We start from the raw sequence: 25,823 nt of genomic DNA on the forward strand, positions 1-25,823 counted from the left end.
TTTTTGAATGATAGGCTTTGATTAAAGCAGTGCGCCGCCGTCAATGGGAATGATGGTGCCTGTCATATAACTGCTGGAACATAGGAAGATGGCCAGGTTGGCAATGTCTTCCGGCTCACCCATACGCCCCATCGGAATAGTGCTCAGCACGGCCTGTTTGGCAGCATCGGTTTTCATGATGCCGGCGGTCATCTTGCTGGGGAAGCTGCCTGGGGCAATGGCATTAACATTGATGTTTGATTTAACCAGGTCTTTAGCCAGAACACCGGTTAAATGATGGATGGCTGCTTTTGATGTGCCGTAGGAGTAAGCACTTAAGCTGTCTTTAGTGATGCCGGCAATTGATCCAATATTAATAATATGGCTGGGCTTGTCGCTCGAACCGCTCTGGCGTAATAACGGCAGCAGTTTTTGCACCAGCATAAAAGGTGCTTTGGTGTTGATCGTCATTACATCATCCCAGGCTTTTTCCGGGAATGACTCCAGCGGTGCGCCCCAGGTTTTACCCGCATTGTTGATCAGAATATCCAGTTGGGTTTCCTGTTCAGATATTTTTGCTGCCAGGGTTTCAATACCTTCCATACTGGCAACATCGGCGACAATGCCTATGCACTCGCCGTGTTGACTGAATTCTGAGACTTTTTGATCGAGATCTTCTGGCTTGCGTGAAGTGATGTAGACCTTGGCACCGGCTAAAATCAGGCCCTGTGCAATCATTGCACCGATGCCGCGTGCACCGCCAGTGACTAGTGCGATCTTACCTTGAAGGGAGAACTGCTGTGTTATATAGCTCATGTTTTTCCTTTGCATTTTCATTTATAGATGTTGATCGTTATTTCCAGGGATCAATTAAAACCTTGATATGATCTTTGGGGTTGCGTAATGCTTCAAATATATCGGGAACTTCATCGAGGCTGACAATATGTGAAATCAATGGCTCAGGATCGATGCGTCCCTGATTTATCAAGGTGATGATAGTTTCGTAATCCGCCAGGCTATAAGAGAATGGGAAGATCAATTCGATCTTCTTTACAGAGCAGCTGACAGGGTAAAAGGTGTCCGCTGTTTGGCATGCCCCCACTGCCACAATACGCGTGCCTACTTCAGCCATGTTGATGCACGATTGAATGATGCCTGGAATACCTACGGCTTCAAAAATAATCGATGGTGCACGTCCGGTTTGGCGCGTGAATTCCTCGACAGGGTTGTCGGTTTTATTGGCATTAATGCAGATATTGGCTCCCATTTGGCTGGCAAGCGCCAAGCGCTTTTCATTGCGTTCTGAAATGGCGATATGGGTTACGCCAAAATGTTTGAGCCAAGTGGCCAGTGTAAGTCCTATGGGGCCTGCACCAATAATAAGTGCGGCATCGTCCATTTGAATGCGGGCCTTGGCAATGGCTTCATAACCAACCGCCAATGGCTCAATGGCCGCCGCGCGATTAAAATCAACATTGTCTGGCAGGTGGATGGCTTCATTTTCGCCGACGACAACAAACTGTGAATAAGCACCGGTGTAGGCAGGGGAAAACCCCATATTTTGAAGATTCTCGCAACGCAAATTTTCACCAGCCAGACACATGGTGCACTTGCCGCAGCTGCTGTGAGGCAATGGCACCACGCGATCACCCACCTGCCAGCGGGAAACTTCACTGCCGACAGCACTGACGACACCGGCAAATTCATGACCAAATACGGTGCCTGGTTTCGCACTTTTAGTTTCGGAAAAATGAAGGTCAGAGCCACAGATACCACAGGCTTTTACCTGCACTTTAATTTGATTGGTGGCAAGTTCGTCTTCCGCTCTTTCCTCAACAGTAAGCGTTTGCCCCACACCTTGAAAGACGACAGCTTTCATAATAAACGTCCTAATTATTTGTCGGCGTATTGAGGCTTGCGTTTTTCACGGAATGAGGCCAGGGCTTCCTGGTGGTCCTCAGAAAGGCCGCACAGGATTTGTTGGCGATCTTCCAGAGCAATGGCTGCGCTTAAACTGCCTGCATCCACGTTAACGTTGATGCCATCTTTGGTCAGGCGCAATGCCATGGGTGAGATTTTTAGCATGTCGGCGGCGATGGCACGGGCTTCACTCTCCATCTGATCTTTTTCGACCACACTGGATACCACACCTAGGCGAAGTGCGCGATCGGCTAATAAAAATCGACCGGTGAGCATAAGTTCAGAGGCGACAGATGTACCCAGCATGCGGGTCAGGAAGTAGCTGCTACCCACATCACAGGCGGAAAATCCGACTTGAGTAAAGGCGGTGTTCATTCTGGTGTCTGGTTCAGCAATACGCACATCGGCTGCCAGAGCCAGAGAAAATCCACCACCGCAGGCTGCACCCTGAACCATGGCGATAATGGGTTGCGGACAGGCACGCATCAGCTTAACGATTTCGGCAACTCGATTTTGAATGCGCAGTCCTTCGGAGCCACTAGCGACATCGACAGCGAATTCCGGTGATATATCGAGCCCGGCACAGAAATGTTTGCCTTCAGATTTCAGTAGCACCACACGGACTTCCTGGCGATAACGTAAACTGCCAAAGTAGTGCTGTAGCTCCAGCATCATCAGTGGGTTCATGGCGTTAAGCGCTTTTGGACGATTAAGCGTAACAACCTCCATGTTTTCTTCTTCACTGACTACGATGGTTTCGTAGGGCGGTTGCTGGGGTTCATATTCATTCATGGTGCTTACCTTGTCTGTAGAAATCCCTTTGTCACTAATTTGTTCATTATCCGCACTTTGAGCGCTGTGCTTATAATAAACATTAGATGACAGGGTTGTTTTACTGTTGCGGCTTTGGTTTATCGCTGGGAGTTCAGCAAAATAACTATTTATTTTTAGGTTATATTCGCTTAGATTATGGATGCTAGACAATGACCCTTCACTACGCCAATATAGACTTTAGATTACACTTTTAATGTTGTGTGGAAAGTAGCCAATGAAGTCATCTACCATTGCCTCACCCTTTGTCCTCAATATGTTGCAGGGGGCACAAGCCAAGGGGTTAAATATCCAGGAGATGCTTCTGGCGTGTGGTATCGCCCCTTCTATCTTGGACTACCCCCAAGCCCGAATTACTTTTCCACAGATGGCCAAGCTCAGTAGTCTGGTGGTTTCAACATTGGATGATGAGTACTTTGGTTTGACGTCCAAGCCTCAACGTCAGGGATGTTTTAAATTTGCCTGTTACAGTGCCATGCAGGCACGTGATGTGGAGGAGCTATTGCACCTGCTGGTTGAATTTAATACTGCTATAGACAGTGATTTCATTCATGAGATTGTTTTGGAGGAGGAGCAGGCTAGGTATCAGGTAATTCCCAAGCCAGATGTCACGCTGATCAATCACTATGCCATTGAGCATGTTTTGTTTGGCGCGCACAGGGCGATTTGCTGGTTTTCTAATAAGCGTCTTGCTGTTACTCAAGCGACATTTGAGTTTTCAGCCCCTGACTATGTTGATGAATACGTATCATTATTTTACGGGGCACCGGTATTGTTTAACCGCAGTGTTAATTCATTCAGTCTTAAAGCGCATGATCTGACACGAAAGATCTGCAGAGGGCAGGAGGAAGTAAAGAAGTTCCTGGCGGCGGCCCCCATGACGTTGTTATCTCAACCCGATATTGATGGTGAGGTCACCATTCAATTGCGGCTATGGTTGGAAAGGGAACTGATGCAGAACAGGCAATTTCCTTCTATGGAGCAGGCTTGCAGTCATTTCGATATTCACCACCAGAGCCTAAGGCGCAAGCTGGCTAAAAGCGGCACGACATTTAAAGGTCTTAAGGCAGAGTTGCGACGAGATATTGCCATAAACCTTGTGCTCAATAGTGATGATTCTATTGAAATGATCTCAGAGGTTTTAGATTTTTCTGAAGCTTCATCCTTTATCCGTTCTTTTAAGCAATGGACAGGGCTTACACCCTATGCATACAGAAAAGCGTCCCACACGTAAGTGAGCAGAATACAGCAAGCTGGAATTAGGGTAAAAATTTTGGCAGATCTTGGCTGGTGTGAAGAATTCTCACAATAAGAATAAGGTCTTGTAAAATTCGATAGAAAATAGTGTGGCTATCTTTTGCAATACTACGCACTCCTTGGCGAATTTCAGGGCGTTCTCGCCCCAGTTCGGGATTGAGTATGAGCTCTGCAAAAATTTCTTCAAACGCACCTACATAAAGCATGGCCTGATCAAGGCTGAACTCTCCGGTGGTGTAATCAAAAATGTCTTCGATGTCCTTACCGTTCTCGTTTGGCAGTCTTTGCCTTAATAATGTCCTTTACGCTACGCTCACTCGTGGGTCCTTCCCAGCCTTTTGCGATTTCGGCACGTAGATCTTCAATGACTTTGTGGCGGTAGATCTCGTGGAGGCGTAAGGCGTCACGGACTACCTCACTGGCATTTTGATAATCACCCTGTTTGACCTGAGAGGAGATATATTCCTCCTGCTTTAGGGTAAAGCTGATATTCATAGCGTACCTCCGAGTGTTGGTGCCCAGATTATCAGTTATGTCTATATTTGCCGAATATAGACATTATGGGCATGGTGGTAGTTATACTCGACTTTGAATATTCCGAGTATAGTGGTTATACTCGATTTAAATAAAGCGAGTATAACCATGCCTGATTATCTCCCCCAAACCGCCGCCAATGCCTACAGTGACCTGTTATCCCAGTGCCTTGAGCCATGTTTTACGGGCACGGGGGTTTCCTTCTCGCGTAAAACAATCAAGGGAAAGGTCTATGTTTATGTCTCGGCAAGAATCGGGGCTACCCCAGTTCAGAAACTACTGGGGCCAGAGGGTGATGAAACCAATGCTCTGATCGCGGCAGAAAAGGCGCTGTGGGAAGCCAATCAGCAACGAGCAGTATCTCGCTCGGAATTGGTGAATATGTGCCTTTCTGGTGGCACATTAGGTATGACGCCTCAAGAAGGTAAGATTATCACCATGCTAGAGCGCACCGGATTGTTTCAAGTGGGTGGTGTGCTTATAGGGACTCCCGCCTTCCGAACCCTGGGCGCCAGCATGGGGGTTAAATGGGAGCAGCAATACAGTACCAGTGATATCGATATCGGTATTAATGGTCAGTTTCCCTTATTGATACCAAGCGTCCCAAAGGTTTCTTTAAGTACAGCTATACAGGAATCCCAGCTTGGCTTTGTGCCCATCCCCATGCTTAACAGGAAACACCCATCAACCAGCTTCAAATTAAGAGGTGGGGAATACTCTGTGGAGTTACTAACGCCTGAAATTGGTAAGCCTAAAGAGGGGCCTACTTATATTGAGGCGATTGACAGCTATGCGCACAACCTACGTTTTCTGGATTATCTGCTAGAAGATATTCAGCCTGCTGTCGTACTTTTTGGAACCGGTGTACTGGTAAATATTCCCGACCCAGCCAGGTTTGCCTTTCATAAGCTGGTGGTCAGTCAGCGCCGAGGTAGCCATGAAGTCGCCAAATCACGTAAAGATATCGATCAGGCCAGGCAAATCATTGAAGTGCTTTTGGGGTCACGTCCTGGCAGCCTGGAGGTTGCCCATGATGCGGCAATGGCTTTAGGGAACAAGTTTTCTAAAACGCTTAATACTGGGATAAAACTTCTTCCGAAATCATGTCGGACGAATCTAAAGGAGTGGTTGGCAGATTAATGACTATTAATTCATCCAGTATTAAGCCCGCCCCATATTTTTGGGGCGAGCTTATTAGCTGATTAAATTGCAGCAGCTAAACGGAACCCCTGATCAATCGCCCGCTTGGCATCAATCTCGGTTGCCAATTCTGCACCACCGATCAGGTGCACATTATCGCGCTGGGCGCTTACAGCGTTATAAAGTTCATTATCCGATTCCTGACCGGCACAGATTACCACAGAGTCCACTTCCAGTACCTTGGCTTCATTCTGGTGGGTGATATGCAAACCCTGATCATCAATCTTGTCGTACTGAACGCCGGCCATCATGTTTACGCCTTTACGATCCAGACTGATTTTGTGGGCCCAGCCAGTGGTCACGCCTAAGGTTTTACCTACGCGGGTTTCCTTGCGTTGTAACAGGTAGAGTTCACGATCACTGGTTTCTACCTGTGGGGTAACGCCAGCTACACCTCCACGGGGATGGTTTTCAAAATCGATACCCCATTCGCGGGTAAAGACATTAACATCCAGACTGGCGGAAACACCGGCATGGGACAGCAGCTCGGCCACATCAAAACCAATACCGCCGGCACCAACGATAGCTACACGTTTACCGATTCGCTCCGGATGTTGGATGGCCTCGTGATAGTTAAACACTTTACTGTTATCGATACCTTCGATACCTGGGATGCGTGGTTTGATACCGGTGGCAATAACCACTTCATCCCAGTCTTTTAACTCTTCAGTGCCTACGCGTGTATTCAAGCGCAGATCAATATTGTGTAATTCGATCTGGCGGTTGTAGTAGCGAATGGTCTCATGGAATTCTTCTTTGCCGGGGATAACTTTGGCCAGATTAAAGTGGCCGCCGATTTCGCCAGAGGCTTCAAACAGGGTGACCTTGTGGCCGCGCTGTGCAGCACTGATAGCAAATGACAATCCAGCAGGGCCAGCGCCAACAACGGCGATTTGTTTTACGGTGTCTGTTGGTAGTAATTCAATTTCTGATTCGTAGCAGGCGCGTGGGTTTACCAGGCAGCTAACGCGTTTACCCAGGAAGGTGTGATCCAGGCAAGCCTGGTTACAACCGATACAGGTATTGATTTCATCTTCACGGCCGCTGGCGGTTTTTTTGACAAAATCCGGGTCGGCCAGCATGGGGCGGCCCATGGAAACGATGTCGGCGTAACCCTTATTTAATACATCTTCGGCAGTTTCCGGTGTATTGATGCGGTTACTGGTAATCATCGGAATAGTAAGTTCTTTACGCAGGCGTCCGGTAACACTGGCAAACGCTGCGCGAGGAACACGAGTAGCAATAGTGGGTACACGGGATTCATGCCAGGTAAAATGGGTGCTGATAATGCTGGCACCGGCTTTTTCGATTTCTTTACCCAGCTGTACGATTTCTTCCCAGCTACTGCCGTCTTCCATCATTTCCATCGCTGCAATGCGGTAGACGATAATAAAGTTATCCCCAACAGTTTTACGCACACGTTTTATCACTTCGATAGCCAGGCGCATACGGTTTTCGTAACTGCCGCCCCAGCGGTCAGTACGCTTATTGGTTTTTTCTACAAGAAAGGTACTGATCAGGTAGCCCGCAGAACCGATGATCTCCACACCATCGTAGCCAGCCTGTTGGGCCAGTTTTGCGCAGTTGGCGAAATCGGTAATGGTGCTTTCGATATCTTCCTCGTTCATCTCCTTAGGTGTTATGGGGCTGAGACGGGAGCGAATCCCGGAGGGCGATACTGCATTCGGAGTTGCTGCCAGTGCTCCAGGATGAAGAATTTGCATGCAAATCTTGCATTCAGAGTCGGCGCTTTTTACGGCCTGGGTGACCTGGCGGTGCATGGGGATTTGATCTTCTCGGTGCAACATACTGCTATCGCATTCATCAAACCCTGCAGCTCCAATGCTTTCCGGATTTGGTGCAATGCCACCGGTCATAATCATGCCAACACCGCCTTTGGCACGCTCGGCAAAGAAAGTGGCCATTTTTTCATAACCTGACTCACCCATATCCTCCAACCCTGTGTGCATAGAGCCCATCAGGATACGGTTTTTTAGTTGGGTAAAGCCCAGATCGAGGGGTTCAAATATATGTGGATAGGCGGCTTGAGTCATGGTTGCTCCTAAAACGGCTTATAAGTATGTGGATAAGCTTACAAAGGCCGATTTGGGAGTTCATTAAACCAGTTTAATAATCCTAAGATTGTTCTTCTAGCCATTGATCCTTATAGCGGGACAGGGCTACGGGTGTTATGCCCAGGTAAGAGGCTATCTGATATTGCGGGATACGGTCGAAATAGGACGGGAAATTGCGGTGAAATTGCAGGAAACGCTCTTTTGCTGACATGGTGAGCAGTTCGGCCTCCCGGCGCTCATTACGCACCAGCATCATCTGACAGCCGTAATTGAAGAGTTCCTTCCAGGCAGAATTCACCACTGAACTTTTGTCCGTGATTTTGGGGATAGCAATCAGGGTGCAAGGTTCGATGGTTTCGATGTAATAGCGGGCGGGCTCATTAAGAATGATTGCACTTAGGCTGCCGACAATATGGCCTTTATCGTAAAAGGCTTTGTTATGTTCTTTGCCATCCAGCCCCAGATAGTAGTATCTGACCAGGCCTTCAACAATAAAATAGTGTTCCGTTGAATGTTCTCCGGCTTTTTGTAGCACGTGTTTTTTAGGGACTTCAAGCAGTTTTAATGAGGGGAGCATGGCCTCGGTATCGACATTGGAAAGGTCGAACTGCCGCTCAAGGGCTTCGCGCATGTACTGTAGGGCTGAGTCGATATTCATTGCAGATCGTTGAGAGTACCTAGATGCGTTTTATTATAAGCAGAGTGATGATACTCGTATAGTCAGAGATCGGTAGCTTCGAGGTCGCTAAGACAGCGGGTGGCCCTTCAAAAAACGCATGAATCCGTCCCTGGAGCTTCCTCAACTCGTCCATGAGTTGAGGATTTTTTGAAGGGCCACCCGCCATCTTAGCTTGCTATATGCCAACTTCGAGTTACTTGGAATTTAAGTGAACAGCTTTGAATATTCTTGGCGTAATTCAACTTTTCTTACTTTGCCGGTACTGGTCATAGGAAAAGCTTCAGTCACAACCACACGTTTTGGTGTTTCAAATCCGCCAAGACTTTGTTTGCAGTGTGCGATAATTTCTTCTTCAGAAGGTGATGTATCTGGCGCTAACTGTATACAGGCAACAACCGCTTCATCCCAGCGTGGGTGAGGAACACCAAAGGCGGCAGCCTGAACTATGGCTGGGTGACTCAGCAGAGCCTGTTCCACTTTCATGGAAGATACATTCTCGCCGCCGGATTTAATGGTGTCTTTTTTACGGTCAACAAACAGCATTTGCCCTTCGTTGTCGATCAAACCCAGATCACCTGAATGGTGCCAGCCAAACTGTTGGGCTTCTTCTGTGGCTTCGGTATTTTTCAGGTAACCGGTCATGACTTGTGGCCCACGCCAGCAAATTTCGCCTATCTCGCCTTGTGGCACTTCATTGCCGTGATCATCAATAATGGCTTGATCGGCACAGATATTCGGTTCGCCCCAATAGTTACCGGCGCCAAATTCTGTGGGTGTTTCATCATAGTAAGCGCAAGCCATAGGCGCGAATTCAGTTTGGCCACTGCCTAAGTGGAATGGACAGTCGAAGGTTGCACGCAGTTGCTCGAGCGTTTCTGCATCCATCGGTGCCATAGCGTAGACGGCGGTGGTGAGTGCAGAGAAATCACGCTGTTGAATATCTGGCAGTTGTAACATGGCTCGCCACATCATGGGGAGCAGTGCAGTGGTGTATATCTTCTCTTTCTCAAGTAGTTCTGCGACTTCAACTGGATCAAAGTTTGGCCGCATGACAATACTGCCGCTTAACTGCATGCAGCCATAAAGGAAGGAAAGTGCAGCACAATGGAACAAAGGCAGGACGGTTAACAGTGAGTGATGTTTTTCTGCACCAATGGATAAGGGATTGGAAAGGCTACTCATCACCAGTGCCAAGTGCGAGGTTTCAACACCTTTGGGATTGGATGTGGTACCACTGGTGTAAATGATATGGGCGGTATCGCGATCGTTAATGATGCAGTCGTTGAGTTCGGTTGTGGGTTGCCCATCTAAGAGTTCATCAAAGCAGATATCGGCTTTGCTTTTTTCACTACCGAAGATCAGACGCTGTTGCAGGTTGGGCAGATCTTTAACAGTACTGGCATCAACAATGGTTTCCAGCGCCAGTTCGTAAATAACAGCTTTGACTTCGGCGTGGGACAGGTTGTAGTGAATGGTGTCAGGGTTTTGCAGGAAGTTAATCGGTACAACGACGATGCCGGCTTTGTAACAGGCAAACAGGCTAACCACAAAATCCAGTTGGTTGGTACCAAACAGGGCTATACGATCGCCTGCTTGTAATCCCCGCTGACGTAAGCCGTGGGACAACTGGTTAACCCGTTGGTTAAGCTGAAAGTAGGTAAGGCTGCGGCGTTGGCCGCCTTCAAAATCGACCAGTGCTTCGAGGTTGGCGCTGTCTCTGGAACGGCGGCGGAGTATGTCACCGACGGCGACACGTTGGATTAGATTAACTTCTAATGCTGACACGTTCATTTCTCTCTCCCGTGGTAATAAGTAATTTCTTCTTTGGGGTGAGCTATCTTTATTGGCTAAGATTTGGTGCTCTGTTTCTTCCCTCTTTTTATCTATATCGTGCTGCAAGTGGGGTCTGACCCGCAGGGTCAGACCCCAGATAGCTGGCAGTGACTAGTCGACGTACAGGTCTTGATGAAGATCCGTGCAATCAGGATCGTTTTGATAACTGACAAAATCGGTTACACCTCGTTCACGCAAAATATCTTCATCCAGCAGCAGTTGCCCGGTCAGTTCCTTGCTGTCGCTGATCAGAATCTCATAGGCCGCGTCAGCCATAATCGCCGGTGTACGCGATCCAGCAAGAAGATCTGCTCCCGCTTCAAACTCAACGGCCGAGGTAGCAATAGTGGTTTGTGGCCACAGGGAGTTAACCGCAATACCGTAATCGCGAAATTCTTCTGCTAACCCCAAAGTCAGCAAAGACATACCGTACTTGGTAATGGTGTAAGGAATAAACGGCTTCAGCCACTTGGGATCCAAACTGATTGGCGGTGATAGGTTGATGATATGACCGTTAGCCGATTGTTTCAGATAAGGCAGTGCCAACTGTGAACACAACAGTACGGCACGGCTGTTAATGGACTGAATCAGATCATAACGTTTGATCGGCGTTTGCTCGGCAGGGGTTAAACGAATAGCGCCGGCGTTATTAATAACCGCATCAATGCCGCCAAAAGTGTCGGCGGCTTGTTTTAACGCATCGGCGACATTGTCTTCATCGCGCACATCCACTTTAATCGCCAGGGCTTTACCGCCAGCGGCAATCACTTCTTCGGCTACCGAGTGAATGGTGCCGGGCAGCTTTGGATGTGGCTCATCGGATTTGGCGGCAATAATAATATTGGCACCGTCTTTGGCGCACTTGAGTGCAATTTCACGACCGATGCCACGACTGGCACCGGTAATGAAGATGGTTTTACCTTGTAACTTGCTCATCGTCTTAACCTCTCTCGATGTAACTTACTTTTTGCTACCTGGAGATGTGCCAAGCATTTTACAAATAATGCCCAGCATAACTTCATCGGCACCACCGCCAATGGAGATCAGGCGAGTATCGCGGTAAGAGCGGGATACCGGGTTGTCCCACATAAAGCCCTGACCGCCCCAGTACTGCAGGCAGGCATCGGAGACTTCGCGAGCCAGACGGCCAGCTTTGAGTTTGGCCATGGAGGCTTTCAGCGCAACGTTTACACCGTTGATATAACCTTCCACCGCATCGTAAGTCAGTGCACGCAAGGCTTCGACTTCGGTTTGCAGCTCGGCCAAACGGAAGTGAACCACTTGGTTGTCCAGCAGCGGTTTACCGAAGGCTTGGCGCTGGCTGGTGTATTCGATGGTGTCGTTGATGCAGTTTTCCATGCCTTTAATCACATTGGCTGCAGCAAAGATACGCTCTTCCTGGAACTGGATCATTTGGTAGGTAAAGCCCTGGCCTTCCTCTCCAATTAAATTGCTTTGCGGTACACGTACATCGTCAAAGAAAATTTGAGCGGTGTCAGACGAGCGCATACCCAGTTTGTCTAATCGCTCGGAGAAGCTGATGCCCGGCGTATTGGTGGGTACGACAATCAGGGATTTGTTGGTGTGCTTGTTGCCTTCACTGGTATTGGCTAGCAAACAGATAAAGTCGGCCTGGGTGGAGTTGGTAATCCACATCTTGGTGCCGTTGATAATGTAGTCATCACCGTCTTTACGGGCGGTGGTTTTAATGGCGGCTACATCGGAGCCGGCATGGGGTTCACTTACACCAATGGCGGCTACCATATCACCGGCAATGGCCGGGGCCAGGAATTCACGACGCAGGGCATCGCTACCGAATTTGGCCAGGGCAGGGGTGGCCATATCGGTTTGTACACCGATACCCATAGGTACGCCGCCGCAGCGGATAGCGCCCAGCTCTTCAGCGGCTACGGTGGAATAGCTGTAATCCAGCCCCATGCCACCGAACTCTTCGGGCTTGGAAATACCCAGCAGGCCCAGGTTACCCATTTTTTTGAATAGCTCTTTGGCCGGGAAGATACCTTCCTTTTCCCACTCGTCGACGTGAGGGTTGATTTCGTTGTCGACGAAGTTACGCGTCATGCGGCGCAGCTCTTCATGTTCTGGGGTAAATTTCATTGCTGATTCCTCTCTCAAATATTGTTTTTACGTTCTTAATAGCGCTTAGGCTGTTATTTGGTCTAAAATCATGGAATTTAGACTGCCAAGCAAGCGCTTGGTTGTCAACGGTTGACATTATTTCGCTATAATGTCCTCCAAATGACCCGCTGGTCGGTTCTGGTCTTGTTGTATGACTGGGTCACCCGTGGGCTGAGACGATAAACGAGTATAGATTCGAGACCATATGACAGGCATAGCACAACTGGTTGAAGAGGGCTTGGTGACCGAGCCGGATTCTGCCAAGGGTAGATTGATTAAGGCAGCGGGACAGCTGTTTAAAGAAAAGGGCTATGCGCGTACCACCGTGCGGGATCTGGCGGCAGAGGTGGGGATTTTATCCGGCAGCCTGTTCCATCACTTTCCCAATAAGGAAGCGATTCTGCGTGCAGTCATCGAAGAAGCCATTCATCGGGTATTGGCTCAAATGTACGACGCCTTGGCTAAGGTGGAAGATCCGGTTGAGAAGCTGCGCGCCATGGTGCGTTGTGAAGGGCATGCCATTAATAATGACCTGAATCCAGGATTCCAGATTATGGCCTCAGAATGGCGCAGCCTGAACCCAGAGAATCAGGAGTCGATTTTGGTTTTGCGGCGCGAATATGAAGGCCTGTGGAAAAAGGTACTCGATACCCTGTTTCAGCAGGGGCTTATCAATGTTGAAGGCAGCTTCACACGCCACTTTATCCGCGGTGCCCTGATTGAGTCACATAATTGGTATGACGTGGATGGCAAGCTAACCCTGGAGCAGTTGGAAGACAAGTTGATCCAGGCCTTGGTGCACTCACCTTAATATCCCCAGGTTAACTTCCAGGTATAAAAACTAGAGCTTTTAGAGCCTTATACTACACTGAATTCATAAGCATAAACCGCTCACGATCGCCCCGATCTGAGAAAACCTATTCTGGGATGCTGCTATGGATTTTGTGGCTGGACTTTCGACGTTAACGCTGTGTCTGATTACCGTGATTGGCCTGATGACCGCCTGGTTTATCGGGCCAGGCTATAACAGTCACAGCGCGACACATTCCCCGACGATCCTTACCAGTACTGGTATTTTCGGCACCTTTTTGGGGGTGGCGCTTGGTCTGTTGGGCTTTGATACCTCCGATATTCAGGCCAGTGTGCCGAGTTTGATTGAAGGGTTAAAAACCGCCTTCTGGACCTCTATCGCCGGGTTAATGGGAGCCTTGATAGTTAAGTTCCGGCACCTCACCGCGATCCTCAAACAACGCAAGGTAGATGAACAATACAGTCAGGCCAGTATTACCGACTTGGCCAACCTGTTGGGGGATATCAGTGAATCCCTGTCCAGTTCCGATGCCAAGGGGCTAAGGGCTGCGCTGGAAGGTTTTCAGCAAGAGCAAAAATCCGAGCTGGCCCTGGTGCGTGACAGTCTCGGCGAGTATCAAACGCAAATGGTGGAAGCCAACAAACGCGCGTTGATTACTGCGATTGAAGGCGTGCTGCATGATTTTAACAATCAGATCAACGTGCAATACGGCGATAACTTTAAAGAGTTGAATCGCGCCGTAGGGCAGATGTTGGAGTGGCAGGACAACTACAAAAAAGAGCTGGAAGAATTACTGCAAACCCAGCGTTCCAACGGTGATCTGTTGGATAAAGCCAGTAATGCCTATAAAGAGATGGTGGGGCATTCGGAAGTCTTTAGTCGTGTTTCTAAGTCGCTCGGCAAAATGCTGGATGTACTGCAGGGCCAGGCTGACGGTTTGGATAAGTATCTATCCCAACTGGCGCAGGTGGCGCATCAGGCCAACGAAGGTTTGCCGTCGCTGGAGCGTCGGGTACAGGCCTTAACCACTGATTTGGCTCAAAGCATGACCCAAAGCCAAAATCAGATCAGTGAATTAATGACGTCTTCTGCACAATCGCTGCAAAAAACATCTGAAGTGATCAATAAAAAACTGGCTGTGGCTATGGTGCGTTCGCAGGAAGGCTTAAGTGATCGTATCGATAAAATGGTAGAGCGCACGGAATCTCAGGTCATGCGTCTAGATGATGCGATGGAAGACGAATTGACCAAGGCATTAAAAACTTTCGGTTATCAGTTGACCTCGCTATCGGAAAAATTTGTTAACGACTATGCACCTTTAACTGATCGACTTAAGCAGCTGATTGATATGTCGCAGGCCATTGAAAATAAGCATGCGGCCATGCAGACGGAAAAGGCCGTTGTTAGTAAGGCACAGTCTAAGACGGCTAAACCATCAGCTAAACCGGTAGCCAAACAGGGAGTCGAAGGTGGCAAACGATCTCGAGTTTCAGGGTAATGGCAGCGCGCTAAGCCGCGAACTGGAAACCGAAGAGCATTGGGTCGCCGTTAGTGATTTGATGGGCGGGCTGATGATGGTGTTTCTATTAATCGCCGTAATCTATATGGTGCAGCTGGAAATTGAAACCCGCAAAATCAAGGATGTGGCACTGCTTTATGATCGCTTGCGTACCCAGTTGTATGAAGATTTATACGATGAATTTCAGGATGACCTGCCGCGCTGGGGCGCTGAGCTTAATCGCGATTTAAGTTTGCGATTCTTTAATACCGAAGTTCTCTTCGCGCGCGGCGACGATAAAATTAAACCGGCGTTTCGCGATATCCTCAATGACTTCTTTCCACGTTATGTGAAAATTATTACCTCCGATAAATACCGCGACGATATTATAGAGGTGCGTATCGAAGGTCATACCTCTAGTGACTGGGGCACGGCGACCAATACTGATGGGGCTTATATTAAAAATATGGCCTTATCCCAGGCGCGGACTCGCACCACCTTGGCTTATCTCCTTGACCTCGACTGGTTAAATGGCAACAAACAGTGGCTAAAAGAGCATCTAACCGCCAATGGTTTATCATCTTCCAAATTGATTATCACTGAAGGCGTAGAAGACGGTATCCGCTCAAGGCGGGTTGAATTTCGTTTGCGCACCGATGCCGAATCACGCATTGCCGAAATCCTCAAAGAATTCTAATGAAGCTGCCTGACTTCCTGCAATTTGATCCTTTCAATCAACTGCGCCAACAGATGGGGGCAGAGGAGTTGGGTGATTTCGTTTTTTTTGATCCCAAGCGGCATTTAACCGGGCTGGAATTATTGGCGTTGGGTAAAACAGGTTTGCCAGCCAGGGGAGAGGATTTACGGCCTTTAGGGGATTATACCCTGGCCTATAAAAATGCCCGTGTGCTGAGCTTCCGCTTAAATGCCGAAGGCAAGCCCGCTGGGGTTTACCATCTAGCTGATTGTCTGAAGGTACAGCAATGGGCGAATGTGGATAAAAGCATAGAGCTGCAGGTGGCGTTTGAGCCGCCACAGGGTATGAAGGTGTGTCAGGATTGCCTGCATCGCTTGCGTTATCAGGGCTTTGACGGGGCGCGATCCAGGCATCAGGACTACAGTAAACGTATTGTGCAGGCCTTTGATTCACAGGGCTTTTTTGAGAAATATCCCCATTATCCTATCGAGGAAAGCCAGGCCCCGATCTTCTAAGACGAGCGGACTTTAGTGATTGGCCTGTTCAATATCGGCGCCCGTCAGCGAGCGCACATAGGCATAGTAATCATCTTCCAGGCCACGACCTTTGCGTCGATCCGTTTGCTTACGACGCTTGCGGTGGTAAAGATCTAGCTCCATATCCACACAGGGATCATCATCTTCACGGCGATCTTCGCCTTTGCGACGATTGATCAGTGGCAGGTTGTTGGGGGCTGTGGCTGGCATGATAATTCAGTTTATTGTTGTTGGAATGCTGAGGGATAAAAACTACGCGAAAATGCTTAGTGCTTCAATCGTAATGCTGGATGTCGTGCCAGCTTTTACGGCTTTGTGGCTTTACACGCCGGAATCCAGGTGTTGCTCTTCACAGCGGGATGCGTAGAGGGGAAACTCCGGTCGCAATGCGTAGGGCGCTGAATAGGGTATAATGCCCGCCTTGATGTGCCCGCAAGGGCAGAATACAGAGGTAGATACATCCCATGGTTATCCAGCAAGCAATCGAGCAGAAACTGACCCAGGCCCTGTCTCCACAGCATATGGCGGTGGAAAACGAGAGCCATATGCACAGTGTGCCCCCCAATTCTGAAACCCACTTTAAAGTGGTTCTCGTCTCTGAGGCCTTTGAGAGTGTGCGTCTGGTGCAGCGTCATCAGAAGGTCTACCAAATCCTGTCCGAAGAGCTGGCTGGTGAGGTTCACGCCCTGGCCCTGCATACCTATACCCCGGAAGAGTGGGGCAGTAGCCAGGTACCGAATTCACCCAACTGCATGGGTGGCAGCAAGACTGATCAGCAATAAACGGGTGTGAAGATGAGTCAGATAGTTGTTGCTGCATTGTACAAATTCGTCAGCCTGCCAGATTATCAGGAACTGCAAGAGCCACTGCTGGCCTACTGTGTCGAGCAGGGGATTAAAGGCACCTTATTGCTGGCTGCCGAGGGCATTAACGGCACTGTGGCCGGTTCCCGCGAGGGCATTGATAACTTGCTGGCGTACCTGAAAGCCGATGAGCGTCTGGCCGAATTGAGCCATAAGGAATCCTTTTACGAAGCGCTGCCTTTCTACCGCATGAAAGTGAAGCTGAAAAAAGAGATCGTTACCATGGGGGTCGAAGGTATCGACCCTCGCCACGTAGTGGGTACTTACGTCAAACCCAAAGACTGGAATGCGCTGATCTCTGATCCTGATGTGGTGCTGGTAGATACCCGCAACGACTACGAAGTAGAGTTGGGTACCTTCAAGAACGCTGTAAACCCGAAGACCGACAGCTTCCGCGAATTCCCCGATTATGTCGCCGATAATATGGACCCCGCCAAGCAGAAGAAAGTGGCCATGTTCTGTACCGGCGGTATCCGCTGCGAAAAATCCACTGCCTTTATGAAAGAGCAGGGCTTTGATGAGGTGTATCACCTGGAAGGCGGCATCCTTCAATACCTGGAAGATGTACCCGAAGAAGAAAGCCTGTGGCAGGGTGAGTGTTATGTCTTCGATAACCGTGTAGCGGTAAATCATCAGCTGGAGCGAGGCTCCTATGATTTGTGCCATGGCTGCCGACTGCCGATTACGGAGGCGGATAAAGCTTCTGAGCACTATATTGAAGGAGTGACCTGTCCGCGTTGCTATGAAAGCCAAACCCCGGAGCAGCGGGAACGCTTTATGGAGCGCCAGCGGCAGATTCAACTGGCCAAGGCTCGTAATGAGGAACATATCGGTGCAGCACCGCCAACACGACAAGTACGCAACGCTCAATCCGATTAGCAGGTATCTACTGCTACCCATCTTTTTTCTCGTTATCGCAGGTTGTGCGCAACAACCTGCGATACTTTTCCCTTCAAGCCTTCCTTCCACTTCAGCACAAGATACCTATAGCCCGACTGAGGCAGTAACCCAGTGTTACGCGTTTTACGATGACATCGCGAAGCATACACAGCAGGTAAATTACCCGGCGGTTTTTCGGGTTCAGGGTTACCCCTTTCTGCGCTCCAATCGTTTTCTGGCTTCATTTGCCGAAGAGCTTGCCGGGCAGCAACAAGCACGTTGGCAGTCCTGGTTGGTGCAACTAAATCAGCAGGCGATTAATGCCTTGCTGCTCGAATGGCAGCAATTGCCGTTAGCGCTTCAGCAGCAACTGGCTGATTCCCATCAACCGATATCACGGCGTAAGCTGCAGCAGGAATTACAAGGTTGTGGCGTACTGCTGGTGCGGGCGTTATTACAGCAGTCTGAGCTGAGTACTGAGCTACTTGAGCTAGCTCAGGTGCCCGATCATTACAGCACGTTAAAGCGTACCCTCGGTTTGTATCCCTTGGTAAAACCATTTTTTAATGCCGGGGTAGAGCGGGAAATATCACACCTGCAAGAGCAGCGACGACGTTTCGCTGATGCGCCCTTGTCGGCCTCTGTTTATGATGGGCGTTCTATTGCTACAGCCGACAAACCTCAGCCGCTGGTTGTTGATCAATTGGGGATTCCTCTGCTGAGTGCAGAGCAGGCTCAATCCTGGTTGGCACAGTGGCGCCCGGTTTGGTTGGTGCAAGAGAGCGGTGATTATGATCGCCCTGGTCAGGTGTACTGGCAAGAGCAGCAGCTGCCGGCCATTGATACCGACAAGCCTGTGCAATACGAGTATGTCAGCTTTGGACGTTGGCAGGGCCAGGTGACACTGCAACTTAACTACAGTATCTGGTTTAGCGAGCGGCCACCGGCAGGTCGATTTGATTTACTGGCGGGGCCGTTGGATTCCTTGATTTGGCGTGTGCATTTGGATCGTCAGGGCAGGCCCTTGGCGTTTGACAGTATTCACAGCTGTGGTTGCTGGTACCAGTTGTATCCCGCCAAGGGGTTTGCCTCTCAAGCTGTGCGGGATGGCAGCGAATCTGTGTTGGTGGATTTCGGCTTGCAGCCGGAAGGCGGACAGGCTGCGCAGGGTCAGAAGGTGATTGAGTTACAGGTTAGGTCTGAGGATCACCAGTTGATGCGTGCAGCGGTAAAATCTCGATACTCCGTGCAGAATCACGCAGGCCCCAGGCGGAGGTTGGCTGTGGCCAATTTTAATGAACTCTATGGTCTATCTTTGGCAAATAAACAGGGTTACCGCAGTCTTTTCGATGCGCAGGGCCTGGTGTCTGTTTCGCAGCGGGGTGAGCGCTGGTTGTTTTGGCCGATGGGCATTGCCAGCCCCGGAGCCATGCGCAGTCCGGGTACCCATGCTATTGCCTTTGTGGGGCGGCGCCATTTTGATGATGCCAATATCTTGCAACGTGTTGGGCTAATCGAAGCAGATGATCAATAACCGCTAAGCTTTCTAGCCTTTTGTTTAACCAATAGACAATTTAAATCTTTAGTGCTGGGTAATTACTGGGCTTTATGGTCTAATAGCGCCGCATTTTTCGAGCTGCTTTGATAAATACCGGGGGGTAAGCAGAACATAATGGATTTTGATGCTTGGACTGTAGATCTGAAAAGTCTGTCTGCAACGCATGACAGTGGATTTCGTTTGGAGATCGAGGGCAGCGCTAAGGACCCGTCAGCGGTGCACCCAGGAAAGTTTCCACCGGGATTGAATGGGATTGAGCAGGCACGTTTGGTTCGTACCGGGGTGGAAGCGCTGGCGAAAGCGGCCAGTAAGAAGCCTGCGGCACCGAAAAAGCCCGCCTATAAAGCACCCGCGAATAAGCCTAAGCGACCCGTACTTTCGCTGAAAAAACGTCAGCCAGAAGACGCTTAAGGAAATACTCAAGAAACAAACGGCGGACGAGGATGTCCGCCGCTCAGCAGAAGATAAACCGCAGAAAAGCCAAAGTAGGTTACCGCTTAGCGGTATACAACCTGACCTTTCAGTAACATCAGGGTTTGATGATCTTCAACCAGCTTGAAGAAGCGGTCAAACTTATCACCCGCCACAGTGGCCCCGGTTTCGCCGGCATCAACACTGTAAGTCACGCCTTTTATCAGCGAAGCCAGCTCGTCTTCTACGGATTTCATTGCACCAAAAATAGCGTCGGTGGTTGGGTCATCCTTAAACAGGCGGCCGTTGTCGGTACCTGCCATATAGCTGTCGCATTCGTGCAGCCATTCCTGGCGTTGCTTGAGGAATTTGCGGGTATTGTTCATACCGCCACGGTGCATGGATTCCAGCTGCTTGCTGCGATACTTCTGCAGGCTTTTCACCTCGCGGGTCATAAAGTCCAGCTTTAAGTCTTCGCAGTATTTCCAACTCAGGTAGCTGGGAAATTTGTTGCCTTCTGCTTCGGCTTTCTGACGCTGACACTGTTCATCACAGGCCATAGCCGAGTTGGCTAAAAAGGAGGTGGCTAAAAAAATGGATGCTATTGCTGTAATTATTGTTTTCATTGTAAATCGCCTTCTGCTGAGTGTTTTAATTATTATTGGCTTATCACCCCGAAGACCGCTCGGAAATCGATAACTGCAGTTAGCTATGATTTCGTTATAAGGGAGTAAGCGTCACACTACACATGTGATATAAATCACAAATCACTTTGATGTCAAGTGCTTATGCTGACTTCAAGGTCGAAACCGGGGATGAAAGAGGTGCCAAATTAGCACTTAAGTGTGAAGAATCGGCTACAGGCCTTGTGGTTATTGGGCTGTAGCCATGTCTTCAGAAGGCAGGTGATTAACTTAAACGCCTGTTTTAAATCGGGTCAGGGCGGGCGTCGCCAAAATAGTTAAGCAGGGCGGGAACAAACTGTTTTAGCGTTGCAGTCATCAGGGCAAAGTCCGCATCGAACTGGGCGAGCTTGTCGCCACCGCTGGCTTCCTCTGATTCCGTCACCAGTTTGTCGTCAAACTTAAGGCGTTTAACCGCCAGGTCTTCCTGCAGTACCAGCTTGATCTGCTCGTCCCATTCCAGGCCCAGCTTCACCACCTGTTTGCCGGCATTGAGGTGGACGTCAATTTCCTCACTGAGCAGGTCCTGATTCTTGCAGCGCACTACGCTGCCGCCATCGCCGGGCTCGCGCAGTTCACATTCATCGGTCAGTACCAGGCCTTCGGGCAGGCTGGCCTGTTTTAGCCATTCGGTCATTACGATAGCTGGGGAGGCTTTTACCTGGATAGGAATGACCGGCAGGGTTCCAATGGATTCCCGCAGGTGTTTCATAAACTCTTCGGCCTTTCCGGGGCTGGAGGCATCGATCAGCAGCCAGCCATCCTGCGGGGCGATGTAGCCGTATACGCGGCTGGAGCGGGTAAAGGCCTGTGGCAGGCAATCGTGGAGGATATCTTCCTTAAGGGCCTCTTTCTCCTTGCCGTACACCTTGCGGTCTTCCTTGGCTTCAATTTCACTGACTTTATCATTCAGGCGCTCGCGGATGACCGCGGCTGGCAAAACCTTTTCCTCTTTGCGGGCACAGAGCATGATGCAGCCATTGGCGGCATGGGTCAGCGTTGTGTGTTTCTCGCTCAGGGGGGATACCCAGCCATAGCGGCTTTTGTCGTGGCGGCCGCAGGGGGTAAAGCGGTGCTCGTCGAGTTGGTCTTCCAGTTGTTCAGCAGTCAGCTCAAAAGGGGTCGTAAAGCGGTACAGCAGCAGGTTTTTAAACCACATAGAATCTTTGGCACTTATTCTGAGTTTTTAGAAATATAAGTTGGCCGCGCATTATGGCCTAAAGCACCGGGTGAATAAATCGAAATTGCGGGTGATTTACAGAGCTGGTTTGGTCAGTGCTAGCCAAGCCATGGTTGCCGCACAGGCCAGCGCCACAGCGCAGCACAATAGCCGCTGGTAGCGCTTGGGGGCATAGCGCAACCCCAAGGCCCCAAACACTATATAGGCTAGCAGTAGCAGCAGTTTCAGGCCCAGCCAGGGGACCTGAAAGGGGGATAAACCGGTAATACTCAGCAGCCCCAGGCCGCTGAGTAACAGGAGTGTATCAACGATATGGGGCAGGCGTTTAACCCAGGGTTTGCTCAGGTGTTGTGCTGCAAACACCATGGCTCCAGCGCGCAGGCTAAATCCGGTGATGGATATAACAACACACAGTATGTGCAGAAGCTTTAAGCCGCTGTAGGACATTCGTATCTATCCGTTCAGAGCCTTGCCTACCAGAGCGCCCATGGCATCAGAAAGAGGCAGCTTAAGGGCAGCTTCATGGCCTTTCTCCGACATCTTGCGCCAGGTCTTTTGGATAATACCGATCAGTTTGTCTTCATCACTGCTGTGCTTGGCGACAAAGGCTTCCAGGTAAAACTCCAAAAACACCAGACATATAACATCTTCCAGGCACTGGACTTCTTCGTCGCGTTTAAGGAATTTTTTCTGCAATAGAGTGGCAACACGTTCTTGTTGCTCCTCTGAATACCCTGCATCTGCCATCAGAGAGGTAGTGGTATCTGCATGAAATTTACCCAATTCGGTACGCCATTTTTTGTAACCCGGACGGTCCATTGGGTAATCGCTACGAGGAATACTCCAGCGTTTGATGTGTTGGGCACGGGCTGCGATCTGCAATTCCTCTGACGCTTCAGGTGCAAACGCATTCAAGTGTTGACTCATGCGTTGACTATATAGCAGTTCTTTAGGGAATGACTGATCTTTATACGTTTCCTGATTGGGGTCCTGGCTATTCACCTGGTCAATGGCATCTAGCAGCTTCTCTAAATTGGACATATTAATACTCATGAGTTGGGAATTCGGTTATCAAAAAAAATCGTTCAAGGATTTCAATGACAAAATTTTATCATCTAACTTGGAAAATGCTTAATCCAGATCAAAAAAATCCAGGGCCAACTACTATTTAATAGTCCCCGTCGAATGTTGACAGAGAATCAACCTAGTGAGAAGACCTATGAAAAACATGATCAAACCATTGGCGTTAGCTTCCGCAGTTATGGCTGCAACTACCTCAGCCCAGGTAATGGCTCTGGAAGCAGGCGATTGGATTTTCCGTGCGGGCTTAACCCAAGTTGCTCCTAATGAAGATACTAGTATCGTAACGCTGAATGGTGCTGATGCTTTTGCCGGTTCCGAATTGGGTGTTGATAATGACACTCAGCTGGGTATCAACCTGGAATATATGTTGACCCCAAATATTGGCTTGGAATTGCTGGCTGCGACGCCATTTGAGCATACGGTAACTGCAAAGGGGGCATTGGCAACCGCACTTTCCACTAATGGCGGTACAGATGTTGCGGATATTAAGCACTTGCCACCTACCTTAAGTATAAATTATCACTTTGATGGTATGGGTAATTTCCAACCGTATGTTGGCTTGGGGATCAACTACACTATTTTCTTCAGTGAAGATGGTAGTAATGAATTAGAGGCTACCCTGGCTAGTGATACTGATGTTGAGCTGGATGATTCCTGGGGACTGTCAGCTCAGGTAGGCTTTGATTACCACCTAAATGAAAAATGGCTGGTTAATGGTTCAGTTCGCTACATTGATATTGATACTGAAGCCGATATTAAAGTGAAGGCTAGCGGTGCTAAAGTAGAATCAGATGTAGATATTGATCCTTATGTTTACACCCTGTCAGTAGGTTACAAGTTTTAAAACCCTGTAATCACCGACTACAAAAAAGCCCGCACAGGAAAACCTTTGCGGGCTTTTTTAATTTTTCCAAGAAGCAGATTTAGCAGGTCACTGCATTTGCTGCTGTACGCAATGCGTCAATATCCAAAATAGAAATTTCTTTTTTATCGACAGATAAAATGTCCTGCTTTTGGAAGCGGCTGAATACCCGGCTGACGGTTTCGATAGTCAGTCCCAAATAGTTGCCGATATCGGCACGGGACATAGGTAAGCGAAATTCCAGTGCAGACAGTTGGCGATTGGCGTTGCGTGTTGAAATACTCAGTAGCAGAGATGCCACACGTTCTTCAGCACTGTTTTTACTCAGCAGGGTGATCAGCTGCTGGTCTTCAGTAATTTCTTTACTCATCAGCTGGAAGAAGTGGCGTTGCAAGCTGGGTATTTGCAAACTGAGTTCTTCGAGGCGAGTAAAGGGAATCTCACAGACCGCTGAAGTTTCCAGCGCCATGGCTGAGTTGGAGTACTGGTTCTGCGCCAAGCCATCCATGCCTACAATTTCACCCGGCAGGTAAAAACCTGTCACCTGCTCCAAGCCGTCGTTGGTTACGCGGATGGATTTTATCGTCCCTGAGCGAATGGCGTATACCGATTGGAACGGCTCGCCGGCACGGTAAAGAAATTCACCCTTTTGCAGTGGACGGCCACGCTGGATGATCTCGTCAAGTTTGTCGATATCAGTGATATGCAGGCTAATGGGCAGGCAAATAGCATTCAGACGGCAGTCGCCACAGGACACCTGAGGGTTGTGGTGGCAACGGCTTGAGGCAATTGTCTTAGTCATTCAAGGGCTCATCAGCTAATAGTATCGGGTGGGCAGGGGGTTGCCGCAGCCCATAACAGTATTAACTCGATATTTTGAAGTAATTAAGGGGCCGCGTAAAGGGGAGGATGCGGCCGGGCAGTCGCTTAGAAGTAGCCGGTTTCCAGCTGGCTTTGGCTCAGTATGCGGCTAAGGTGGTTTAAGTGACTAATCCCCTGAGGCGTCAGGCTTAAGTGGGTTTTGCTGTCCTGGAACCAAGAGTGCCCATTGGCGGCTTGTTTGAGGATATCCCGCAGCTGGGTACTGTTAACCTGATAGCGAGATTCCAGATAGCCCAGATCCAGCTGGTGGTAGCACAGTAGCTGGTTGATGATGCGCTGCATGAGTATTGCCTGTTGGCTTAATGTCAACGTATGGGTCACAGGGCTTCGGTCTGCGCTCAGTCTGTCACGATAGGTTTCAAATGCCTCTGTATTACGATAAAAATGTCGCCCTTCGCGGGTAATATTACCCAATCCCAAACCGCAGATATCACTTACGTTCACAGTGTTGTAACCCAGTGGTGTTAGGCGCAAGTGATTATTCATCTGGGCTCTGGCCAGGGGGTGCTTGGGGTCGACAAAGCAATCGTTACCCAGTACCCGGTAATGGGCTGAGCGCAGTTGATCAAACAGTGCGAAAAAACGCTGATGCTGCTCGGTATCTTCTGCCAGAGCTTCCAGCTCAATGTGCTGGATGGCCTGTGGCGCTTGTTGGGCGTGGTTTAACAGTGTTTCTGTGGTTGGCGACAGGTAATGACACTTAAGCGCTGTGTTGGTGTATTGGTAGCGTTGTGACAGCGACAGTGCCGTATTCAGCTGCTCAATATTGCCTGGGGTGTTTTCATCAATATGCAGAAACAACTGATTGAAGCCGAGTCCCTTGAGCAGGGCAATGGTTGTCTCACGGGCTTGATCCAGGGTTAGATGCGCTCGAAAGTGATGTGCGCCAGCGTGGGCCAGACGGAAACAGCGGCCCAAGTGATACACAAGTTCAGTGATGCCGGCCGTTTCCAGGTTCGAAGCCTGCAGATGAATTTCCAGCAGGTGCACCGGGCGATTGTTGCGACTGCCACAGCGCATACGAATTTCCTGCAGTAGGCAGTCGAGTAGCTGCATGGAGTCAATGTCATCAGGGGTGCTCAGGTTGATTGACACCCCCAGCGGAGTGATATCAAGACCGCTACGGGTTTCCTTCATCTCCTGAATAGGGTGGAAACTGTCTAGCGGAGGCAGATATTGGCTTGCACACAGGGGTTGTGACCAATCATTGGGTTGTTGGTCTTCTAGAGCTGTTGTCAGTGAAGGAGGGTTTGCCTGACCCATAGACTGAGAGTTCCCTGAAGTTGGTTTTACTATTATCAATGCCAGTAAGTCTACGCAGTTTTTGCAAAAGCAGGTTTGACTCAAATCAACGGCAGGTGCTTATGTGTTGGGGGTGGCGCAGGGAAGAGGCATTGTTGACGTAAGTCAAGATGCTTATCCCTCACTATAGG

28 protein-coding genes are annotated in these 25,823 nt (G+C 49.4%); 11 read left to right on the plus strand and 17 right to left on the minus strand.

Annotated elements, in window-relative coordinates:
- Window positions 1-21 precede the first annotated feature (21 nt).
- The 3 genes from ACGHZ6_RS06850 to ACGHZ6_RS06860 are packed head-to-tail and all read right to left on the minus strand — an operon-like array spanning window position 22 to window position 2,691.
- Window positions 22-795: an SDR family oxidoreductase gene (locus ACGHZ6_RS06850; RefSeq protein ID WP_390618090.1), complete on the minus strand. Its 774-nt coding sequence runs from the start codon at window positions 793-795 to the stop codon at window positions 22-24.
- Between the two features lie 37 nt (window positions 796-832).
- Complete coding sequence (locus tag ACGHZ6_RS06855; RefSeq protein WP_390618091.1) at window positions 833-1,858, minus strand: zinc-binding dehydrogenase; 1,026 nt, start codon at window positions 1,856-1,858, stop codon at window positions 833-835.
- A 14-nt stretch (window positions 1,859-1,872) separates the two neighbouring features.
- Window positions 1,873-2,691, minus strand: a complete 819-nt coding sequence (locus ACGHZ6_RS06860; RefSeq protein ID WP_390618092.1) for an enoyl-CoA hydratase/isomerase family protein — start codon at window positions 2,689-2,691, stop codon at window positions 1,873-1,875.
- A 256-nt stretch (window positions 2,692-2,947) separates the two neighbouring features.
- On the opposite strand from ACGHZ6_RS06860, the gene ACGHZ6_RS06865 reads away from it, so the two are divergent.
- A complete protein-coding gene (locus tag ACGHZ6_RS06865) occupies window positions 2,948-3,964 on the plus strand; it encodes an AraC family transcriptional regulator ligand-binding domain-containing protein (RefSeq protein ID WP_390618093.1) in 1,017 nt (338 codons plus the stop codon).
- Window positions 3,965-3,989: 25 nt separating this feature from the next.
- On the opposite strand, the gene ACGHZ6_RS06870 is transcribed toward ACGHZ6_RS06865, so the two are convergent.
- On the minus strand, window positions 3,990-4,268 hold the full coding sequence (locus ACGHZ6_RS06870; protein ID WP_390619150.1) for a type II toxin-antitoxin system RelE/ParE family toxin: 279 nt from the start codon (window positions 4,266-4,268) through the stop codon (window positions 3,990-3,992).
- The gene (locus ACGHZ6_RS06875) at window positions 4,249-4,482 is read right to left on the minus strand and encodes a type II toxin-antitoxin system ParD family antitoxin (protein WP_390618094.1); all 234 of its coding nucleotides are present in this window, start codon (window positions 4,480-4,482) and stop codon (window positions 4,249-4,251) included. Before ACGHZ6_RS06875 ends, ACGHZ6_RS06870 begins: the two co-directional genes overlap by 20 nt.
- A 147-nt stretch (window positions 4,483-4,629) precedes the next feature.
- Between ACGHZ6_RS06875 and ACGHZ6_RS06880 the strand changes: the two genes are divergently transcribed.
- Entirely contained in the window at window positions 4,630-5,661 is a 1,032-nt protein-coding gene (locus ACGHZ6_RS06880) for a GSU2403 family nucleotidyltransferase fold protein (protein WP_390618095.1), read from the plus strand.
- A gap of 62 nt (window positions 5,662-5,723) precedes the next feature.
- Here ACGHZ6_RS06880 and ACGHZ6_RS06885 read toward each other — a convergent pair whose 3' ends face one another.
- The 5 genes from ACGHZ6_RS06885 to ACGHZ6_RS06905 all read right to left on the minus strand — a co-directional run bounded on the left by ACGHZ6_RS06885 (window position 5,724) and on the right by ACGHZ6_RS06905 (window position 12,426).
- On the minus strand, window positions 5,724-7,775 hold the full coding sequence (locus tag ACGHZ6_RS06885) for an FAD-dependent oxidoreductase (RefSeq protein WP_390618096.1): 2,052 nt from the start codon (window positions 7,773-7,775) through the stop codon (window positions 5,724-5,726).
- An 82-nt stretch (window positions 7,776-7,857) separates the two neighbouring features.
- Window positions 7,858-8,454 carry a Crp/Fnr family transcriptional regulator gene (locus ACGHZ6_RS06890; RefSeq protein ID WP_390618097.1) on the minus strand — a complete coding sequence of 199 codons (597 nt, stop codon included), beginning with the start codon at window positions 8,452-8,454 and terminating at the stop codon, window positions 7,858-7,860.
- Between the two features lie 225 nt (window positions 8,455-8,679).
- A complete protein-coding gene (locus tag ACGHZ6_RS06895; RefSeq protein ID WP_390618098.1) occupies window positions 8,680-10,260 on the minus strand; it encodes a class I adenylate-forming enzyme family protein in 1,581 nt (526 codons plus the stop codon).
- Window positions 10,261-10,419: 159 nt separating this feature from the next.
- Window positions 10,420-11,244: an SDR family oxidoreductase gene (locus tag ACGHZ6_RS06900; protein WP_390618099.1), complete on the minus strand. Its 825-nt coding sequence runs from the start codon at window positions 11,242-11,244 to the stop codon at window positions 10,420-10,422.
- Window positions 11,245-11,268: 24 nt separating this feature from the next.
- On the minus strand, window positions 11,269-12,426 hold the full coding sequence (locus tag ACGHZ6_RS06905; protein WP_390618100.1) for an acyl-CoA dehydrogenase family protein: 1,158 nt from the start codon (window positions 12,424-12,426) through the stop codon (window positions 11,269-11,271).
- A 226-nt stretch (window positions 12,427-12,652) separates the two neighbouring features.
- On the opposite strand from ACGHZ6_RS06905, the gene ACGHZ6_RS06910 reads away from it, so the two are divergent.
- The 4 genes from ACGHZ6_RS06910 (at window position 12,653) to ACGHZ6_RS06925 (ending at window position 15,968) form a co-directional block, all read left to right on the plus strand.
- Entirely contained in the window at window positions 12,653-13,258 is a 606-nt protein-coding gene (locus ACGHZ6_RS06910) for a TetR/AcrR family transcriptional regulator (RefSeq protein WP_390618101.1), read from the plus strand.
- A 124-nt stretch (window positions 13,259-13,382) separates the two neighbouring features.
- Window positions 13,383-14,756 carry a hypothetical protein gene (locus ACGHZ6_RS06915; RefSeq protein ID WP_390618102.1) on the plus strand — a complete coding sequence of 458 codons (1,374 nt, stop codon included), beginning with the start codon at window positions 13,383-13,385 and terminating at the stop codon, window positions 14,754-14,756.
- Complete coding sequence (locus ACGHZ6_RS06920) at window positions 14,728-15,453, plus strand: OmpA family protein (RefSeq protein WP_390618103.1); 726 nt, start codon at window positions 14,728-14,730, stop codon at window positions 15,451-15,453. Before ACGHZ6_RS06915 ends, ACGHZ6_RS06920 begins: the two co-directional genes overlap by 29 nt.
- Window positions 15,453-15,968, plus strand: coding sequence for a hypothetical protein (locus ACGHZ6_RS06925; protein ID WP_390618104.1), 516 nt, complete (start codon window positions 15,453-15,455; stop codon window positions 15,966-15,968). Before ACGHZ6_RS06920 ends, ACGHZ6_RS06925 begins: the two co-directional genes overlap by 1 nt.
- Before the next feature lie 12 nt (window positions 15,969-15,980).
- Here the strand turns inward: ACGHZ6_RS06925 and ACGHZ6_RS06930 are convergent, their stop codons facing one another.
- On the minus strand, window positions 15,981-16,199 hold the full coding sequence (locus ACGHZ6_RS06930) for a hypothetical protein (protein ID WP_390618105.1): 219 nt from the start codon (window positions 16,197-16,199) through the stop codon (window positions 15,981-15,983).
- A 254-nt stretch (window positions 16,200-16,453) separates the two neighbouring features.
- On the opposite strand from ACGHZ6_RS06930, the gene ACGHZ6_RS06935 reads away from it, so the two are divergent.
- The 4 genes from ACGHZ6_RS06935 to ACGHZ6_RS06950 all read left to right on the plus strand — a co-directional run bounded on the left by ACGHZ6_RS06935 (window position 16,454) and on the right by ACGHZ6_RS06950 (window position 19,700).
- Entirely contained in the window at window positions 16,454-16,771 is a 318-nt protein-coding gene (locus ACGHZ6_RS06935; protein WP_390618106.1) for a BolA family protein, read from the plus strand.
- 12 nt (window positions 16,772-16,783) lie between these two features.
- Entirely contained in the window at window positions 16,784-17,731 is a 948-nt protein-coding gene (locus tag ACGHZ6_RS06940; protein ID WP_390618107.1) for a rhodanese-related sulfurtransferase, read from the plus strand.
- The gene (locus ACGHZ6_RS06945; protein ID WP_390618108.1) at window positions 17,685-19,265 is read left to right on the plus strand and encodes a hypothetical protein; all 1,581 of its coding nucleotides are present in this window, start codon (window positions 17,685-17,687) and stop codon (window positions 19,263-19,265) included. The genes ACGHZ6_RS06940 and ACGHZ6_RS06945 overlap by 47 nt, the downstream gene beginning before the upstream one ends.
- A gap of 138 nt (window positions 19,266-19,403) precedes the next feature.
- Window positions 19,404-19,700, plus strand: coding sequence for a hypothetical protein (locus ACGHZ6_RS06950; protein WP_390618109.1), 297 nt, complete (start codon window positions 19,404-19,406; stop codon window positions 19,698-19,700).
- A gap of 86 nt (window positions 19,701-19,786) precedes the next feature.
- Here the strand turns inward: ACGHZ6_RS06950 and ACGHZ6_RS06955 are convergent, their stop codons facing one another.
- The 4 genes from ACGHZ6_RS06955 to ACGHZ6_RS06970 form a co-directional block, all read right to left on the minus strand.
- Window positions 19,787-20,326, minus strand: a complete 540-nt coding sequence (locus ACGHZ6_RS06955) for a hypothetical protein (RefSeq protein WP_390618110.1) — start codon at window positions 20,324-20,326, stop codon at window positions 19,787-19,789.
- 301 nt (window positions 20,327-20,627) lie between these two features.
- Window positions 20,628-21,542 carry a recombination-associated protein RdgC gene (gene rdgC / locus ACGHZ6_RS06960; protein ID WP_390618111.1) on the minus strand — a complete coding sequence of 305 codons (915 nt, stop codon included), beginning with the start codon at window positions 21,540-21,542 and terminating at the stop codon, window positions 20,628-20,630.
- Between the two features lie 96 nt (window positions 21,543-21,638).
- Window positions 21,639-22,010, minus strand: coding sequence for a SirB2 family protein (locus ACGHZ6_RS06965; RefSeq protein WP_390618112.1), 372 nt, complete (start codon window positions 22,008-22,010; stop codon window positions 21,639-21,641).
- A 6-nt stretch (window positions 22,011-22,016) separates the two neighbouring features.
- Entirely contained in the window at window positions 22,017-22,604 is a 588-nt protein-coding gene (locus ACGHZ6_RS06970) for a DUF4202 domain-containing protein (RefSeq protein WP_390618113.1), read from the minus strand.
- Window positions 22,605-22,782: 178 nt separating this feature from the next.
- Here ACGHZ6_RS06970 and ACGHZ6_RS06975 point away from each other — a divergent pair, with 178 nt between their 5' ends.
- Entirely contained in the window at window positions 22,783-23,490 is a 708-nt protein-coding gene (locus ACGHZ6_RS06975) for an OmpW family protein (protein WP_390618114.1), read from the plus strand.
- Window positions 23,491-23,569: 79 nt separating this feature from the next.
- Here the strand turns inward: ACGHZ6_RS06975 and fnr are convergent, their stop codons facing one another.
- Together fnr and ACGHZ6_RS06985 are read right to left on the minus strand one after the other, a co-directional pair.
- Complete coding sequence (fnr, locus tag ACGHZ6_RS06980; RefSeq protein ID WP_390618115.1) at window positions 23,570-24,310, minus strand: fumarate/nitrate reduction transcriptional regulator Fnr; 741 nt, start codon at window positions 24,308-24,310, stop codon at window positions 23,570-23,572.
- 125 nt (window positions 24,311-24,435) lie between these two features.
- The gene (locus ACGHZ6_RS06985; RefSeq protein ID WP_390618116.1) at window positions 24,436-25,653 is read right to left on the minus strand and encodes a hypothetical protein; all 1,218 of its coding nucleotides are present in this window, start codon (window positions 25,651-25,653) and stop codon (window positions 24,436-24,438) included.
- Window positions 25,654-25,823 lie beyond the last annotated feature (170 nt).

This window comes from Maricurvus nonylphenolicus, assembly GCF_042854845.1.
In the GTDB taxonomy this organism is placed as follows: domain Bacteria; phylum Pseudomonadota; class Gammaproteobacteria; order Pseudomonadales; family Cellvibrionaceae; genus Maricurvus; species Maricurvus nonylphenolicus.